We start from the raw sequence: 16,401 nt of genomic DNA on the forward strand, positions 1-16,401 counted from the left end.
CACGTGATGAGCGAGCAGACTGAGGCCAAGAAGGACCTGCCGCCCGAGGCCATGGGCAACGAGAAATGGCACGACACCACCCATGCCGTATGGATGCGCTCCTCCCTGTCCAAGCCGGACGCCGAGGCGGTCGTGGAGGTCGCCGAGTTCGACGACGGTTTCCGTGCCGTGCGGGACGGGAAGTCGCCGGAGAAGGGCACCCTGTTCTTCACCCCCGCCGAGTGGGAGGCCTTCGTCCTGGGGGCCCGAGACGGCGAGTTCGACATCCCCGAGGAGTACCTCACCGAGGAGGAGATCGCGATCCAGCGCGGCCAGGCCGAGGTCGAGGCCGGTTGGGTGCCCTCCCCGCTGAACACGCCCGAGGCCATGGAGGAGTACCATCGCCGCCAGCGTGAGGAAGCCGGGCCGGGGTCCGGGACCGAGGACTCCTAAACCGGCGGCGCGCACACTCGGGCGCGGCGGGTGTGCGGGTGCCTCACCCGTCCCCGTACACCATCCCGACCCCAGCTGTGGGTAGCTAAGGACCGGCATATGCCCCCTCATATCGCCCTTCTGGTCAACCCGGCCTCCGGCCGGCGCCGCGCCTCCGTCATCGCGGTGCGCCTCAAAGAGGCCCTGCGCGGCGCAGGAGCACGCGTGCACGTCTATACCGGCCGCTCCGCGGCGGACAGTCGGCGCCTGGCCCGACTGGCCGCCTCCGACGGCCCCGACGCCCTGGTCGCCGTGGGCGGTGACGGCCTCGCCCACCAGGCCCTGCAGGGTGTGGTGGGTTCCGGGGTCCCCCTCGCGGTCATCCCCGCCGGGACCGGCAACGACATCGCGCGCGCCTTCGGCCTCCCACGAGGCTCGGCCAAGTCCGTGGCCGCGGCGATCCTGGAGGGGCGCACCCGCCCCAGCGACGTCGTGCGCCTGACCACCGCCGACGGCACTCAGCGCTACTACATGAGCGTTCTGGCCTGCGGATTCGACGCCAGGGTCAACGAACGGGTGAACAACTTCCGCTTCGGGATCGGCCGGGCCGGCTACCTCGTCGGCCTCCTCGCCGAACTGCGCTCCTTCCGCCCCATCGACTTCGAGATCGACATCGACGACCGGCGCATCGCCGAACCCGGGATGCTGGTCGCGGTCGGCAACACTTCCGCCTACGGGGGCGGCATGCACGTGTGCGCGGAGGCGGTTCCCGACGACGGGCTGCTGGACGTCGTCTTCGTCAAGGAGGGGCCGCTGGGCCGGTTCCTGCGCATGTTCCCCAAGGTCTTCAACGGGAGCCACCTCGACCTCGAAGAGGTGGTCCTCGACCGGGGACGCTCCGTCACCATCCGAGGTGAGGCCGGAACCGCCTTCGCCGACGGCGAGCGTATGGGGCCCCCGAGACTGGTGTGCGACGTGGTGCCCAAAGCGGTCGAGATGCTGGAGCTGACCTCATAGGCTGATGGTCCTATGAGTAGTCACTCCGAGCAGTACGCCGCCTTCCGCCGACGCCAGAGCGCTTCGAGCGCCGCGATCGATGCCTTCCAGGGGCTCTACGGGTTCGAGTTCGACCCCTTCCAGATCAGGGCCTGCAAGGCCTTGGAGGGCGGGCACGGGGTGCTGGTCGCGGCGCCGACCGGTTCCGGCAAGACCGTAGTCGGCGAGTTCGCCGTGCACCGTGCCCTCGCAGAGGGCACCAAGTGCTTCTACACGACGCCGATCAAGGCGCTGTCCAACCAGAAGTACAACGACCTGGTCAAGCGCTACGGCGCTGACCAGGTCGGGCTGCTCACCGGCGACAACAGTGTCAACGGCGAGGCGCCGGTGGTCGTCATGACCACCGAGGTACTGCGCAACATGCTCTACGAGGGCTCGTCCACGCTGGGCGGCCTGGCCTACGTGGTCATGGACGAGGTCCACTACCTCGCCGACCGCTTCCGCGGCGCGGTCTGGGAGGAGGTGATCATCCACCTTCCCGAGTCGGTGCGCATGGTCGCCCTGTCCGCGACCGTCAGCAACGCCGAGGAATTCGGCGAGTGGCTCCAGCAGGTACGCGGCGACACCACGGTCATCGTCGACGAGAAGCGCCCCGTGCCGCTGTGGCAGCACGTGATGGTGGGCAAGCGCATCCACGACCTCTTCGTCGAACCCGAGGAGGAGGCCTCCGCCACCGAAGAGAGCGGCGGAGGACGCAACCGCCGCAAGCGCGAGCGGCGCCGGTCGCAGCGCCAGAGTCCGCAGGAGATCGAGGTGGGCGGGCAGAAGCTGCTCATCAACCCCTACCTCAGCCGTACCGCCGAGGACGACGCACGCACGACCCAGCTCGCCAACCGGCGCCGCCACCCGCAGACGCGGGCCCGCGGCAACGTGCGCCCGCGCACCCGGTTCGCCCCGCCCACACGCCCGACGATGATCGAGGAGCTGGACGCCGAAGGGCTGCTCCCGGCAATCACCTTCGTCTTCAGCCGCGCCGGGTGCGACGACGCGGTCCGGCAGTGCGTGGCCTCCGGGCTGGTCCTCACCACCCCCGAGGAGGCCGACTACATCCGCGAGTACGCGGAGACGCGCTGCGCGGACATCCCTCGCGCCGACCTCACCGTGCTCGGTTTCGACTCCTGGCTGCGCGCCCTGGAGGCGGGCATCTCCGCGCACCACGCGGGCATGCTGCCCACCTTCAAGGAGGTCGTCGAGCACCTGTTCTCCCAAGGTCTGATCCGCGCGGTCTTCGCCACCGAGACGCTCGCCCTGGGCATCAACATGCCGGCGCGCACGGTGGTGATCGAAAAGCTCGACAAGTGGAACGGCGAGACCCACGCCCCGCTCACCCCCGGCGAGTACACGCAGCTCACCGGCCGGGCCGGGCGTCGCGGTATCGACGTGGAAGGCCACGCCGTCGTCATCTGGCAGGCCGGGACCGACCCCGAGTCGGTGGCCAGCCTCGCGGGCACCCGCACCTACCCGCTGAACTCCAGCTTCCAGCCCTCCTACAACATGGCCGTCAACCTGGTCGGCCAGGTCGGCCGCCAACGCAGCCGCAACATGCTGGAGGCCTCCTTCGCCCAGTTCCAGGCCGACCGCGCGGTAGTCGGCCTGGTGCGGAAGCTGCGCAAGCACGAGGAAGCGCTGGAGGGCTACGCCCAGGCCGCCGAGTGCCACCTGGGCGACTTCATGGAGTACGCGGCGCTGCGCCGTGCCCTGAGCGACCGCGAGGCCGAGCTCTCACGCAACCGCTCGGCCCAGCGCCGCGACGAGGCCCTGGAGAGCATGGAGAAGTTCCGCACGGGCGACATCATCCGCGTCCCCTCAGGTCGCTTCTCCGGGCACGCCGTGGTCCTGGACCCGGGGCTGCGCCACGACCTGCCCGCGCCGCTGGTCCTGACCGTGGACAAACAGGTCAAGCGGCTCAACTCCAGTGACTTCACCGTCCCGGTGAAGCCGTCGGGCCGGATGCGCATCCCCAAGTCCTTCTCCGCGCGCTCCCCTCGCTCTCGCCAGGACCTGGCCTCGACGCTGCGCAACAAGCTCAGGGACCAGGGCGGCGACCCCGCCTACGAGCGCGGCAAGCGCCGGGGTGACCAGGAGGACCCTGAGATCCGGCGGCTGCGCGCCGAACTCAAGGAGCACCCCTGCCACGGCTGCTCCGACCGCGAGGACCACGCCCGCTGGGCCGAGCGCTACTTCCGGCTCAAGAAGGAGACGGACGTGCTGCGCCGCCGGGTGGAGGGGCGCTCCCACGTCATCTCCCGCACCTTCGACCGGGTGTGCGGCGTCCTGGAGGACCTGGACTACCTGTCGGGGGACGAGGTTTCCGAGGACGGCGGCAGGCTCGCCAAGATCTACTCCGAACTGGACCTGCTCGTCGCCGAGTGCCTGCGCCGGGGCGTGTGGGAGGACCTCAACCCGGTGGACCTGGCCGCGTGCGTCGCCGCACTGGTCTACGAGGCGCGCCGGGGCGACGACGCCTTCCCGCGCGTGCCCGAGGGCGCGGTCGACGAGGCGCTCACGGAGATGATGCGGCTGTGGGGCGAGCTGAACGAGGTGGAGTCCCGGCACCGCGTCTCCTTCCAGCGCCAGCCCGACCTCGGTTTCGTGTGGACCGCGCACCGCTGGGCGCGGGGCGACCGGCTCGACGCGATCCTGCGCCAGTCCGACATGACCGCGGGCGACTTCGTGCGCACCGCGAAGATGCTGGTGGACATGCTCAGCCAGATCGCCGGGGCGGCGGCCGACCCGCAGGTGCGGAGCAGGGCCCGCAAGGCCGCCGACCTGGTCCGCCGCGGCGTGGTCGCGTACTCGTCCCTCAACTGACCGGCGGCGGGGGAGCGGGGCCCTGCCCGTGCGCGGCGGGGAGTCGCGGGCGTGGCCGGAAACGGCCGCGCCCGGGCTTGGTAGCGGCGCGAACCTTCTGAAAGATTCGCAGTGTGCGCGTCGAAATCCTGGGCCCCCTCGTCCTGCGGGACGGGCAGGGGCAGGCCCTGCCCTTCGTCACCGGGCGCTCCGCCGTCCTGCTGGCCCGCTTGGCGCTCGCGCCCGGGAGGACGGTCCCCGCCGACCTGCTCTTGGCGGAGGTCTGGGACGGTGATCCGCCGGGCGGCGGCACCGAGACCCTGGCCCGCCTGGTCTCACGGACCCGGTCGCTGCTGCGCGGACCCGGTCGCTGCTGCGCGGACACGGCGCGGCGGACCTGGGCCCCGGGGCCGTTCCCGGCGGCTACGTGCTGGACGCGGCCCCCGAGGAGGTCGACTTCCACCGCTTCGAGACGTGGGCGGAGCGGGGCCGCCGCCAGCTCGCCGACCACAACCCGGCCGAGGCCGCCGATACCTTGTCCCGCACCTTGGAGCTCTGGCGCGGGGAACCGCTGGCAGGGATCAACACCCGGTTCGCCGAACACACTCGGCACCGGCTCGCCGAGCTGAAGCTGACCGCCGCCGAGGACATACTGGAGGCCCGGTCGCGGTTAGGGGAGGCGGCTGCGCTCCTGACCGAGCTGCGTGGCCTGTGCGAGCACAACCCGCTGCGCGAGCGGCCCCACGGGCTGTTGATGCGTGCCCTGCACGCCGACGGCCGCGACGCCGAGGCGCTCGCCGTGTACGACCGCCTGCGCAACGCCCTAGCTGAGGAACTGGGTGCCGACCCCGCGCCCTGGCTGCGCGGGCTCCACACCGACCTCCTGCGCTCCGCGGGCCCCGTACCCGCCACAGGGTCCCCGACGGCCTCCGGGAACCGCATCGCCCCCTACCTCACCCGCTTCCACGGCCGTGACGACGAGCTCAAGGCCCTTTCGGGGCTGCTCTGCGAGCACCGGCTGGTCACCCTCTTCGGGCCGGGCGGGGTGGGCAAGACCCGGATCGCCGTCGAACTCCTCTCCACAGGCTCCGTCCTCGGCGGTGACCTACGGCGGGCGTCGTTCGTGGAGCTGGCGCCGCTCTGGGAGGAGCAGGGGATCGTCGACGCGGTGGCCGATGCCGTGGGTGTGGGCGGGTCCTCCCTCCTGGAAGGGCCGACCGGACGGGGCCGGCTGTCCCAGCTGGCGTCCGTGCTCTCCGACGGTCCCAGGCTCCTGGTCCTGGACAACTGCGAACACCTCCTCGACGGGGTCGCCGAGACCGTCCTGGAACTGCTCGGCCGCTGCCCCGAACTGCGCGTGCTCGCCACCAGCCGCGAACCCTTGGCCGCGGACGGGGAGGCGGTGCTGCGGGTGGACCCGTTGGAGGTCGCAGAGAGCCGTAACTCCGTGGCCGTACGGATGTTCACCGAGCGGGCCACCCTGGCCGCGCCCGGCACGGAACCGGGTCCGGAGGACCTGCCGGTCGTTGCGCAGATCTGCCGCCGCTTGGACGGGCTGCCCCTGGCCATCGAACTGGCCGCCGCGCGGGTGCGTTCGATGACGGTCCGGGAGATCGCCGACCGCCTGGACGAGCGCTTCGCCCTGCTCTCAGCCGCTCGGCGCACCGTGCCCCAGCGGCACCGGACCCTGCGCGCAGTCCTGGACTGGAGCTGGGAGCTGCTCCCCGAACCCGACCAGCGGGTGGCCCGGCGCCTGTCGGTCCTGCCCGGCGGCGCGACCGCCGAGGGAGCCGCCCAGGTGTGCGCACTGGACGACCTGCCCGCCACCGAGGTGCCCTTCCTGCTGGCCTCCTTGGTGGACCGCTCGCTGCTGCGGCCCACCGCTTCCCGCGACGGTCCCACCCGCTACCGACTGATGGAGACCACCCTGGCCTACGCACGGGAGCGCCTGCGGGAAGCGGGGGAGGAGGAACGGGCCTGGGCCACCGCTACCGCACACCTCACCCAGTACGCGCAGAGCGCGGGCCACGGACTGCTCGGCGCCGACCAGGGCCGCGCGCTGCGCCTGTTCGACGACGAGCACGACAACCTCTCCGGCCTCCTCACGCACGCCACGGAGACGGGGGACCACGCGGCCGCTGCGCGGCTGGCTCGCGCTCTTACCTGGTACTGGGTCATGCGCGGCCGATTCGAGGAGGCCGCCCGCCGCCTCGACGGAATCGACTTGTCCGCGACTGACACCACGACGCGGACCGTCCTGCTCGTCGCGCGCTCCATGCTTCCGGCCCTCCCCGGTCAGGACCGGTCCGGGGAGGCCGCGGAGATCGTGCGGATGGTCGACGACGACCGGATCATGGCGGCCTTTCCCCCGGTAGTGGTGATCGGCGCCAAACAGGCGGAGTCCCTGGGTGACCACGACGGCCTGGCCGCCATCGCCGAGCGTGCCAGTGCCCACCCCCACCCCTGGGTGCGGTCCGCGGGGTTCTGCTACCTGGGTGGCCTCGCCGAGGCCACCGGGGACCCCGACACCGCCGAGGCCCGCGCTGGGGAGGCGGTCACCGCCGCACAAGACGTCGGGGACCAGTGGATGGTCGCCATGATGACGCCCGCGCTGGCCCAACTGCGCTCCCAAAGCGGCCACAACGAGCAAGCGGTACGCGATATCGAACAGGCACTCGAGCTGATCGATCCGGAGGGTCCGGCCGGGGGCCTGCTCCCCGGCACGCTCATCGCCTTGGGCTACGAGCGGCTGCGGTGCGGAGACCGCACCGGTGCGGAGCGCACCCTGTCCTCCGCGCTCAACGCTGAGAGCGGTCTCCGGCTGGAGTACCGGATCCTGAGTCTGTGCCGGATGTGCGATGTCGCCCTGGACAACGGGGACGCCGTCCGGGCACGCGCGCTGCTCACCGAAGCGCGCTCGCTGCTGGACCGGGCGTGGATGGACGTGCTGTACCTGCGCATGGAACTGCACCTGTCCGAGGGCGCCGTCCGGCTGGCAGAGGGCGACGACGTGCAGGCGGGGGTCGCGCTACGGGAGGCGTGGGAGCTGATCGAGGGCGTCGGGATGGCCTTCCTGAACGCCGGGGTGGCTGAACTCGCCGCCGACCTGCTGCTCCAGCGGGGCCGACCGGAGGAGGCCGCACGTGCACTGGCCGCGGCCACCCGGCTCCGGGGCCGCCCCGACTTGGGCAGCCCTCGGGTGCGGAGGCTGCGCCACGAGCTCCGGGGCGTGCCCGCCGACCTCGGCCCCGAGTGGCGGTTCGAGGGCTGACTGACAGGGCCCGGACATTCTTGTCTGGGGCCGTCCGGGGCGCCTCCGGTGCTGTCCGTGTTCTGTCTGGCCGCTGTCCGGTCTCCTTGGCACGGTGTTCCCGACCTGAGAAAGGAACACCATGGACACCAGTATCCGGGCCGAGGGCCTGGTCAAGCGGTTCGGCGGGACCCTGGCCCTGGCCGGGGTCGACCTGGCCGTGCCCGCCGGGAGCATCCTGGCGCTGCTCGGCCCCAACGGAGCGGGCAAGACCACCGCCGTGCGCGTCCTGGCGACCCTGGAACGCCCCGACGAGGGCGGCGTGTGGATCGACGGCCACGACGCGCTGCGCGACCCGGTCGCCGTACGCCGCCGCCTCGGACTGACCGGCCAGTACGCCTCGGTCGACGAGAACTTCACCGGAGCCGAGAACCTCGAACTGGTCGGCCGCCTGCTCGGCGCGTCCAAGAGGTCGGCCCGGCGCAGGTCTGCGGAGCTCATCGAGCGCTTTGGGCTCACCGAAGCCGCACACCGGCCGGTGCGTACCTACTCCGGTGGGATGCGGCGCCGGGTGGACCTGGCCGCCAGCCTCGTCGGCGATCCCACCGTCCTGTGCCTGGACGAACCCACCACCGGCCTCGACCCGCACAGCCGCAACCAGCTCTGGGAGATCGTTCGAGGGCTCTCCCAAGCCGGTACGACGGTCCTGCTCACCACCCAGTACCTGGAAGAGGCCGAGCAGCTCGCCGACGACGTCGTGGTCATCGACCACGGCCGAACGGTGGCCGAGGGCACCCCCAAGGAACTCAAGCAGCGCATCGGCAGCCAGACGCTGTACCTGCGCCCGGTCCACCCCGGCGACCTGGGCCGGGCCGGGGAGATCCTCACCGGGCTGCTGGGCGGCTCCGCGCCCGCGCGGGACACCGCCAAGGGCACAATCACCGCGCCCGTCGACGACCCGGTCCTGCTCTCCGCCCTGGTCCGCCACCTGGACCAGGAGGGCATCGGCACCGACGAACTCGCCCTGCGCCTGCCGAGCCTCGACGACGTCTTCCTCACCCTCACCGGGAGCCGACGATGACCACCACGACCCGCGAAGCCGCCCGCACCCTGCCGACGCGCCCCCGGGCCCGGATCGGCCCCGGCCAAGGGCTCCGGCACGGCGTCGTGCTGGCCGAACGCAATGTACGCTCCCTGGTCCGGTACCCAATGTCGCTGGTGGACACCTTCCTCCAGCCGATCCTGTTCCTGTTGATCTTCACGACGCTCTTCGGCGAGGCGATCGCCGGGGGCCGACAGGACTACCTGCAGGCCCTCGTGCCAGGACTCATGGTGATGACCGTCCTGTACGCCTGCATCGGTACTGGGACGGCGTTGAGCAACGACATCGAGAAGGGGGTCTTCGACCGCTTCCGCAGCCTGCCCATCGCCCGGTCCGCGCCGCTGGTCGGCACTGTCCTCGGCGACACGCTGCGGTACTCGATCGCACTGGCCGTCCTGCTCGCTGTCGCCTTCCTGATGGGCTTCCGCGTGCAGACCGACCCGCTCTCCCTGCTGGCCGCCTGCGCGCTGGCCCTGCTGTTCGGCCTGACCGTGTGCTGGGCCTCGGTGATCCTCGGGATGCTCATCCGGGGAGCCCAAGCTGCTATGGGTGTGGGGCAGATGGCGGTCATCGTTCCGACCTTCGGCAGCAACATCTTCGCGGACCCGGCGACGATGCCCCGCTGGATGGAGGTGTGGGTCGACGTCAACCCGGTCAGCCACATGGCGGTCACCATGCGCGCGCTGACCCTTGGCGGAGAGTCCGCCGGACCGCTCACCACCAGCCTGGTGTGGATCGCGGTGCTCAACGCGGTGCTGTTTCCTCTGGCCCTGCGCGCCTACCAGCGCCGGATGCGCTGAGGTCGGCCCGGGCCGCGGCCCGTCGGGCGAGCCGCACCAGGCCGCGCACCACCGCCTCGACCGCCAAGGCGACGAGCGCGGCCACCAGGTAGCCCGGCCACAGTGCCAGGTACACCCCGTCGGGGGACCCGTGTGTCTTCCGACGGTCTGTTGGGGACCAGTGTGCGCGTTGACGTCGCGTCAAGCGCGAATCCGGAAGTCGAAGAGTCCGTGACGGTCCATCCGAGGTGGCTCCGACCGGTCGAGCAGTCAGCGTCAGTCGTCGGTGCGGCGCTTGCGGCACACCACGATCTCCATGACCGGGCTCCGGAGCGGAACCGCGGTCAGGAGCACCTCGAAGGGGTACATCGCGGCGCCGAGGTACTTGCCGCGCAGCTCGCGCCGGGCGAGGGGTAGCAGGACCTTCGACCACAGGGCCCAGCGCCAGCGGCTGTCGGAGGCGACCGGCGGGGCCATGAAGACGAACGCGGGCCTGCGGCGCACGACTTCGAACCCGGCCCGGTGCAGCAGGTCCTCGATGGCCGTGCGGGAGCGGCTCACGTAGTGCTTGCGCCCGGCCCGGTGCTCCGGGACGAAGTTCTCCGTGAAGATGAAGCGCCCTTCTACGCCGAGGACCCGGTGGATCTCGGTGAGCGCCTGCTCGTAGCGGTCGTCGTCGACGATGTGGAACAGCACGTCGAAGATGGAGACCGCGTCGAAGGAGCCGTCCTCGAAGGGTGTTCCGTCGGAGACGTCCGCGCGCTCGAAGGGGACCTCGGGGAAGCGTTCGCGCAGCTGTTCGACCGCACTGTCGGCGATGTCCATCCCCCGCACCTCGCGGGCGCCCAGATCCCGCCAGGCGTTGACGTAGAACCCGGTACCCGAGCCGATGTCGAGGACCGACGCGTTGGGCGTGTCGATGCGGGACCGCCGCACCGTCCTGCGGAACACGCGGGCGCGCACACGGTACATCCACTGGTTGTAGCTGCGCGCCAGCCGCACCATGCCCACGCCGTGCAGGGACCAGTTCTTGCGGAGCCGCTCGTCCCAGTAGCGGCGGGCGTTGAATTCGGCGGCACTCATCGGGGTCGCCCCCTCGTATCGCTCGGTGTCGGGTGACGGGTCGCTGAGTTCGCGACCCTAACAGCAGTGAAGGCCCTTGGGGGCCAGACGGGTGGCGAAACCCCACCGTAATCGCGGCACCGGGCCGGTGGGGTTCGGGGGTGTCAGCGTCCGAGGGACTCACGGACCTCGGCGGCGGCGCGGCTGCCCGAACCCAGCGCGCCGTCGAAGTAGCCGTTCCACTCGGTGGCGGTTTCCGTGCTGGCCCAATGGATGACCCCGGACGGGCTGCGCAGGGCGGGCCCGAAGGGGACGGTCGCCCCCGGGACGAGGTGACCGGAGAAGCAGCCGCGGGTCCACTCCTCGGCCATCCAGTCGAACTCCACGTATTCCTCGGGTTCCCGGGCGCCGTCGCCGAAGAGTTCGACGAGCCGGTCCACGACGGTCCTGCGGCGTTCCTCCAGGTCGAAGCGGCGCAGCAGGACGGCGTCTTCCCCGTAGACGAAACCGGTCAGAACCGCGCGCGGTCCGGTCGGCGGGGTGTTGTCGACGGTCTCGGTGAGCACCCCGGAGGCCGAGGTGGAGAGCCCGGACAGGCCCAGCTCGCGCCAGAAAGGAGTGGGGTAGACCGCGTGGACCTTCAGGGCCGATCCGACCGGGGTTCGCTGGAGCGCACCGTCCTTCAGGGGCGGTAGCGGCGGGTCGTAGCGGATGCGCGAGGCCAGGGCGGGCGGGACAGCGGCGATGACGCGCGAGGCCGTGTAGGAGTGCGTTCGAGTGGTGATCCGCGCACCCGAGGCGGAGTGTTCGATACCCATCACGGGTTCGCCCAGGCGCAGCACGCCAGGGGGCAGGTCGGTGGCCATGTGTTCGGCGATCACCTGGGCCCCGCCCACGATCCGCGTCTGCTGCGCGCCGCCCTCGTAACCGGTGATCGCCTCGACCCCGCCCGCGCTGGCGATGTAGAAGAGGGTCTCCAACACGGAGGTCTCGGCGGGGCTTCCCGCCAGGAGCCCGCCGGAGACGACCCGGGCGACGTAGCGGGTGACCGGCTCGTCGTGTCCGGTCTCCTCGAGCCAGGAGGCGAAGGTCTGCTGGTCCCAGTCCCGTGCTTCGGGGATGTCCCAGGGGCGTTCGCGCGGCACCTGCCGACTCATCGCGTCGACCGTCTCCAGCAGGGCGTCCGCTTCGGGAGGCGCGGCGGTGCGCCGCTCCCCGTCGATGTCGATCACCGGTTCCCCGTGCGCGGGCGTGGAGTAGGTGCCGATGCCGTAGTGCTCCACGACCGCGCTGATCCGCCGCTGGGTCGGTCCGATCCACTGTCCGCCCAGGTCCAACTGGGTGCCGTCGGGCAGGTAGCGGGTGAGGGTGCGCCCGCCCACGCGGGGCCTGGCCTCCAGGAGCTGCACGGACAGACCGGCCCGGACCAAGTCCTGGGCGGCGCTGAGCCCCGCGAACCCCGCCCCGATCACCACCGCGTCGTGGTGCTGGTGCCGTCCCTCCATGCCCGGACCTCCCCTGTGTCGCGGGGCCCGCTTTCAGGCCCCGTGCTCCCACCCATGATCATCACACGTGGGTGGGGTGCTCGGGGACCTGGGCGTTCCACAGTGGTTCGCCCTCGGGCTCAGTCGGTGGGCCAGGGGAGCACGGTGAGTTCGGGCCACAACCCCTGCCAGCGTTCGGCCTTGGCCCGGTAGACCGAGCCGGGTGCCAGAACCGGGTTGGGACGCAGCCGAAGGCCGAAGACGTCGGACAGCCCGTGCGGGGCGTAGAACCGCCAGCGGCCGTCGGCCTCCTGGCGGACGGCGAGGCAGCAGGTGGTCGCCGCGAAGGAGTCGATCGCCGACTCGACACTCGTATACGGGGCGCAGGGGCCCCGAACTTCTCCTGGTACCAGAGGTGCACCCTGGCTTCGTTACGGATCTCCACGTTGGCTGGAAGGTCCGCGAACAGGGCGGCCCCGGCACGGATCACGCGGTCCTCCGCATCCCAGGAGAGGCCCTCGGAGTCGAAGTAGAAGAGGTCGTAGTCCCTGATCCCGTGGGTGGTAGGCCGACCGGTGACGACGTTCCATACAGTCTGGAACAGGCACCCGGCGGTCAGGTACCAGCGCGGTACGGCCAGCTCGGCGACCCGGTCGAGGACCTCCACCAGGGTCTTGTTGAGGGCGAGCGCGGCCCCCAACGCGGTGAGTTGTTCGTCCAGGGGAAGGCGGCTGACGGTCGACCACCCCTCCTCGCTGACTGCCTCGGGCACGTGGGTCTCCTGCGGGTCTGATGTGGTCCCGGCGAGGGTACGCCGGGGCGGCGACAGCGGGGAGCCGCGGGACATCAGAGCTGGGCTGAGTGTCCGGCGCGTAGGGGTGCCCCGGTGGAGGAAGCCGTTCCCGCGGGACGCCATCATGGGATACGCACGGGACCCCGGACGGGGCCTGTAGTCCGCAAGACATCCTGAAACGAGGCATCAGCAGTGCTGCGCACCCTCATGAACGGCAAGATCCACCGTGCCACGGTCACCCAGGCCGACCTGCACTACGTCGGGTCGGTGACCATCGACGCCGACCTGATGGAGGCCGCCGACATCGTCGACGGCGAGCAGGTGCACATCGTCGACATCGACAACGGCAACCGCCTGGTCACCTACGCCCTCGTCGGTGAGCGGGGCACCGGAGTGATCGGGATCAACGGCGCGGCCGCGCGCCTGGTGAGCCCCGGCGACTTGGTCATCATCATCGGCTACGCCCAAGTGGACGAGCGGGAGCGTGCCGAGCACGTCCAGCACATCGTGCACGTGGACCGGGAGAACAGGATCGTCGCGCTGGGCAACGACCCGGCCGAGCCGGTCCCCGGCAGCGGTCTCGTCGCCGGTCGCTGACCGGACCCGCGCTCCTCCCGAACGCCCGTGCCCCAGCACGGGCGTTCGCGTTTGCCGAGGTCCGTGCGGCTATGGGGGTCGAAAGGCGTGCGGGATGCACGAAAACCCCGCAAGCTGGCCGGTTCCGGCCTGATCGGACACCCAACGGTCGGGTATGTCCTGGGTCGGCATGGACGACAAGGATGAGGAGCGGCGCCAGGTCGCCGAACACATCGAGTGGCAGAAGCAGGGCGCGTGGGTCGTGCTCTGGGGGACCTACACCCGTAGCTTCTGGGCATTCGCCTGCTGGCCGGTGGTTCCGGAGGGCGGTGTGGTCGTCCACGCCGACGACCCCGACCTCCTCTACGCGGAGATGCGCTACGTGGAACGCGAGCACGGCTTCCTGCGCTGGCGGTACGGCCGAGGTTGACCGGTGCGGGAACCATGTTCCGTAAGGCATGGTCCGAAATGCACCGAAGGGCTACGATTCGTCCGTTGGCCGGATGAATCGGGGGTTGGCTGCGTGTCCACGGAAACCACAGGGGGCGAGGCCGTCCTTACCGAGGCCGGGCGGTCCCGCCTGCAACGGCGCACCGTACTGGTCCTCATGCTCGCCCAAGTCGTGGGCGGTATCGGCATGGGCGCCATGCTGGCCGTGGGCGCGCTCATCGCCCTGGACCTGAGCGGGTCGGATACGTGGTCCGGCATGGCCACCACCATGATCACTCTGGGCGCGGCCGTCTTCGCCCTGCCCTTGGCCGCCACCGCGGCCCGGCGCGGCCGCCGCCCCGGACTCACCCTGGGTTGGCTCCTCGGTGCCCTTGGCGGGCTCGTGGTCATCGCCGCCACGGCTTGGGAGGTGTTCGCCCTCTTCCTGGCCGGGATGGTCCTGGTCGGCGCCGGGACCGCCACGAACCTCCAAGCGCGGCACGCGGCCGCCGACCTGGCCTCTGAGCGCAGCCGTGGCCGCGACCTGTCGATCGTGGTGTGGGCGACCACCGTGGGCGCCGTGGTCGGCCCCAACCTGATCGGTCCGACCGGTGGCCTGGCCACCGCACTGGGCCTCACCGACCTCTTGGGGCCGGTCCTGCTCACCACGGTCGGATTCCTGGGCGGGGCCGCGCTCATCGGGTTTCTGCTGCGCCCCGACCCGCTGCTCGCCGCCACCGCGGAGGCCGAACGGGCCGAGCGGGCCAAGGGTGGTACCCCGAAAACGAAGCTCAGCCTGGCCGACGGGCTCCGGGCGATCGCCGGCAGCCCGGGTGCGCTGCTGGCCGTGGTGGGCATCGTGGCCAGCCACACCGTGATGGTCGCGGTGATGACCATGACCCCGGTACACATGTCCCACCACGGGGCCGCGCTCACCGTCATCGGTCTGACGATCTCCCTGCACATCGCCGGTATGTACGCGCTCTCCCCGGTCGTGGGCTGGCTCGCCGACCGGCTGGGGCGGGTGTCCGTGCTCCTGGCCGGTCAGGTGGTCCTGCTCCTCGCCACCGCCATCTCGGGCACCGCCGGGCACAACGAGGCCCTGGTGACCACCGGCCTGATCCTGCTCGGCCTGGGCTGGTCCTTCGGGCTGGTCTCCGGGAGCGCCTTGCTGGCGGAGTCGCTCACCGCGGAAGCGCGCCCGCGCGCCCAGGGCTTCAGCGACCTCGCGATGAACCTGGGAGGAGCAGCGGCAGGTGCCCTGTCCGGGGTGGTCCTGTCCACGGCGGGCTTCGGCGGCCTCAACCTGTTCGCCGCGCTGTTCACGGTCCCGGTGTTCGTTCTGGCCGTCCGCGCGCTGCTGTCCCGGAGCCGTTCGGGCTGACCGGTGACAGGGGCTGTCCGGGGGGCGGGCAAACTCGCCCGGACCTTTACCGGAAACGCCCCGTGAACTTCCTTCGAACCCAACTTTGCGCGGTTAAGGTGCAGTTTTGAGGCGCCTGCCGGCCTCGGTGGGCGAGTTCCGCTGGACGAAGGGGTGTTCTCATTGAGCGAGCGGGATCCCGGGGGAGGGGCCGGTGAGCGGCCGGAAGAGGATCCGGTGAACCACCGTCCTCCGGAGGAGTGGCGTCCGGGTGACCCGGGTGACCCGATCGAGGACGGAGCGATGCCGCCGGGGGAACCGGCGCACGAGTTCCCAACCCAGGAACCGCCGCCCGAACCCCCTTCCAACGGCACCTACCAGTACGGCGGCCCGGCCCCCGAACCACAGCGGAGCGGCCAGCCCGAGGAGCCCCGGTACACCGGTAACCCGGATCAGCCCGTCTACTCCCGACAGCCGGACCATCCGCTCGGCGGTCCGCCAACCGGGCAACCCCTCGGCCAACCTCCTGGCCAACCTCCTGGCCAACCGCCCGGCGAACCCCCGCCGGAACCCCCGGGGGGACACCCCACCGGGGCGCCGCCGGAACCCCTGGACCCGGGGGAGATCTCCTACGGCCCCAGCGGTCCGGAGCAGGCCGGTTTCGAGCACGCGGGCTATGCCCCCGGTTACGGCGAGTACCCGGGGGAGCCCGGCGTGCCCCAGACCCCGGGCGGTTACGGAGGGCCGGGTGGATACCAACCGCCGCCGCCCAAGAAGACCCCCTGGGGCAAGATCTTCGGGATCGGCTGCGGTGCCGTGCTGATCCTGCTCCTCCTCGTAGGCGGTTGCGGCGCGCTGCTCCATCTGGTCGCCGACGCGGCTCCCCGGCCGCAGAGCGGTCCGGAGAACAGCGCGCCCGAGCAACCGGCCGAGGAGGAGGCCGGGGAGTCGGAAGCCGAGGTGACCGCCACCGGCACCGAGTTCGAGCCCAGCTCCCTCTACGTGGACGGCGACTACACCAGCGTCGAGGTGTCGGTGACCAACGCGGGGGAGGCGGCCCTGGACGTCAATCCGCTCTACTTCACCGTCGTGGACACCGAGGGCGCCGAACACGAACCGGGTGAGGCCATCTCGATGGACGACAACGAGATCGGGTTGCAGACCCTCGAGTCGGGCCAGAGCGCCAGCGGCGCGATCACTGTGGAAGGGGAGATCGAACCCGACCACGTGGTCTTCGAACCGTTCTTCACCGGCCCGGTCGAGGCCCCGGTGAGTTGACCGGTTGACGGCTGCCCGTTGACGGGAG

General features: G+C 71.2%; 13 protein-coding genes. 10 read left to right on the top strand and 3 right to left on the bottom strand.

The genetic code is table 11. From position 1 onward, the window contains the following. Positions 1 to 6 precede the first annotated feature (6 nt). From ACYVDG_RS01775 to ACYVDG_RS01800, 6 genes are all read left to right on the top strand, one after another. Positions 7 to 432 carry a DUF397 domain-containing protein gene (locus ACYVDG_RS01775; RefSeq protein WP_460746165.1) on the top strand — a complete coding sequence of 142 codons (426 nt, stop codon included), beginning with the start codon at positions 7 to 9 and terminating at the stop codon, positions 430 to 432. 99 nt (positions 433 to 531) lie between these two features. Further along, positions 532 to 1,428, top strand: a complete 897-nt coding sequence (locus tag ACYVDG_RS01780) for a diacylglycerol/lipid kinase family protein (protein ID WP_460746168.1) — start codon at positions 532 to 534, stop codon at positions 1,426 to 1,428. Positions 1,429 to 1,440: 12 nt separating this feature from the next. Then, positions 1,441 to 4,278, top strand: coding sequence for a DEAD/DEAH box helicase (locus ACYVDG_RS01785; protein ID WP_460746171.1), 2,838 nt, complete (start codon positions 1,441 to 1,443; stop codon positions 4,276 to 4,278). Between the two features lie 406 nt (positions 4,279 to 4,684). Beyond that, complete coding sequence (locus ACYVDG_RS01790) at positions 4,685 to 7,528, top strand: ATP-binding protein (RefSeq protein WP_460746175.1); 2,844 nt, start codon at positions 4,685 to 4,687, stop codon at positions 7,526 to 7,528. Between the two features lie 121 nt (positions 7,529 to 7,649). Then, on the top strand, positions 7,650 to 8,588 hold the full coding sequence (locus tag ACYVDG_RS01795) for an ATP-binding cassette domain-containing protein (protein WP_460746176.1): 939 nt from the start codon (positions 7,650 to 7,652) through the stop codon (positions 8,586 to 8,588). Continuing rightward, a complete protein-coding gene (locus tag ACYVDG_RS01800; RefSeq protein WP_460746177.1) occupies positions 8,585 to 9,409 on the top strand; it encodes an ABC transporter permease in 825 nt (274 codons plus the stop codon). The genes ACYVDG_RS01795 and ACYVDG_RS01800 overlap by 4 nt, the downstream gene beginning before the upstream one ends. Positions 9,410 to 9,664: 255 nt before the next feature. On the opposite strand, the gene ACYVDG_RS01805 is transcribed toward ACYVDG_RS01800, so the two are convergent. The 3 genes from ACYVDG_RS01805 to ACYVDG_RS01815 all read right to left on the bottom strand — a co-directional run bounded on the left by ACYVDG_RS01805 (position 9,665) and on the right by ACYVDG_RS01815 (position 12,706). After that, entirely contained in the window at positions 9,665 to 10,471 is an 807-nt protein-coding gene (locus ACYVDG_RS01805) for a class I SAM-dependent methyltransferase (RefSeq protein ID WP_460746179.1), read from the bottom strand. Positions 10,472 to 10,614: 143 nt separating this feature from the next. Further along, positions 10,615 to 11,955, bottom strand: coding sequence for a flavin monoamine oxidase family protein (locus ACYVDG_RS01810; protein ID WP_460746180.1), 1,341 nt, complete (start codon positions 11,953 to 11,955; stop codon positions 10,615 to 10,617). 61 nt (positions 11,956 to 12,016) lie between these two features. Then, positions 12,017 to 12,706, bottom strand: a complete 690-nt coding sequence (locus ACYVDG_RS01815; RefSeq protein ID WP_460746183.1) for a nucleotidyltransferase family protein — start codon at positions 12,704 to 12,706, stop codon at positions 12,017 to 12,019. A 213-nt stretch (positions 12,707 to 12,919) separates the two neighbouring features. Between ACYVDG_RS01815 and panD the strand changes: the two genes are divergently transcribed. From panD to ACYVDG_RS01835, 4 genes are all read left to right on the top strand, one after another. Continuing rightward, positions 12,920 to 13,324, top strand: a complete 405-nt coding sequence (gene panD, locus ACYVDG_RS01820; protein WP_460746184.1) for an aspartate 1-decarboxylase — start codon at positions 12,920 to 12,922, stop codon at positions 13,322 to 13,324. Between the two features lie 169 nt (positions 13,325 to 13,493). Beyond that, on the top strand, positions 13,494 to 13,733 hold the full coding sequence (locus ACYVDG_RS01825; protein ID WP_460746185.1) for a hypothetical protein: 240 nt from the start codon (positions 13,494 to 13,496) through the stop codon (positions 13,731 to 13,733). 177 nt (positions 13,734 to 13,910) lie between these two features. Then, positions 13,911 to 15,116, top strand: a complete 1,206-nt coding sequence (locus ACYVDG_RS01830) for an MFS transporter (protein ID WP_460746260.1) — start codon at positions 13,911 to 13,913, stop codon at positions 15,114 to 15,116. Between the two features lie 216 nt (positions 15,117 to 15,332). Then, the gene (locus ACYVDG_RS01835) at positions 15,333 to 16,373 is read left to right on the top strand and encodes a DUF4352 domain-containing protein (RefSeq protein WP_460746186.1); all 1,041 of its coding nucleotides are present in this window, start codon (positions 15,333 to 15,335) and stop codon (positions 16,371 to 16,373) included. Positions 16,374 to 16,401 lie beyond the last annotated feature (28 nt).

Source organism: Nocardiopsis oceani, from assembly GCF_054777395.1.

Coding starts and splice junctions, on each gene's coding strand:
- ACYVDG_RS01775 (WP_460746165.1), top strand. CDS start 7: ATGAGCGAGCAGACTGAGGCCAAGAAGGACCTGCCGCCCGAGGCCATG.
- ACYVDG_RS01800 (WP_460746177.1), top strand. CDS start 8,585: ATGACCACCACGACCCGCGAAGCCGCCCGCACCCTGCCGACGCGCCCC.
- ACYVDG_RS01785 (WP_460746171.1), top strand. CDS start 1,441: ATGAGTAGTCACTCCGAGCAGTACGCCGCCTTCCGCCGACGCCAGAGC.
- ACYVDG_RS01795 (WP_460746176.1), top strand. CDS start 7,650: ATGGACACCAGTATCCGGGCCGAGGGCCTGGTCAAGCGGTTCGGCGGG.
- ACYVDG_RS01810 (WP_460746180.1), bottom strand. CDS start 11,955: ATGGAGGGACGGCACCAGCACCACGACGCGGTGGTGATCGGGGCGGGG.
- ACYVDG_RS01825 (WP_460746185.1), top strand. CDS start 13,494: ATGGACGACAAGGATGAGGAGCGGCGCCAGGTCGCCGAACACATCGAG.
- ACYVDG_RS01780 (WP_460746168.1), top strand. CDS start 532: ATGCCCCCTCATATCGCCCTTCTGGTCAACCCGGCCTCCGGCCGGCGC.
- ACYVDG_RS01805 (WP_460746179.1), bottom strand. CDS start 10,471: ATGAGTGCCGCCGAATTCAACGCCCGCCGCTACTGGGACGAGCGGCTC.
- ACYVDG_RS01830 (WP_460746260.1), top strand. CDS start 13,911: ATGCTCGCCCAAGTCGTGGGCGGTATCGGCATGGGCGCCATGCTGGCC.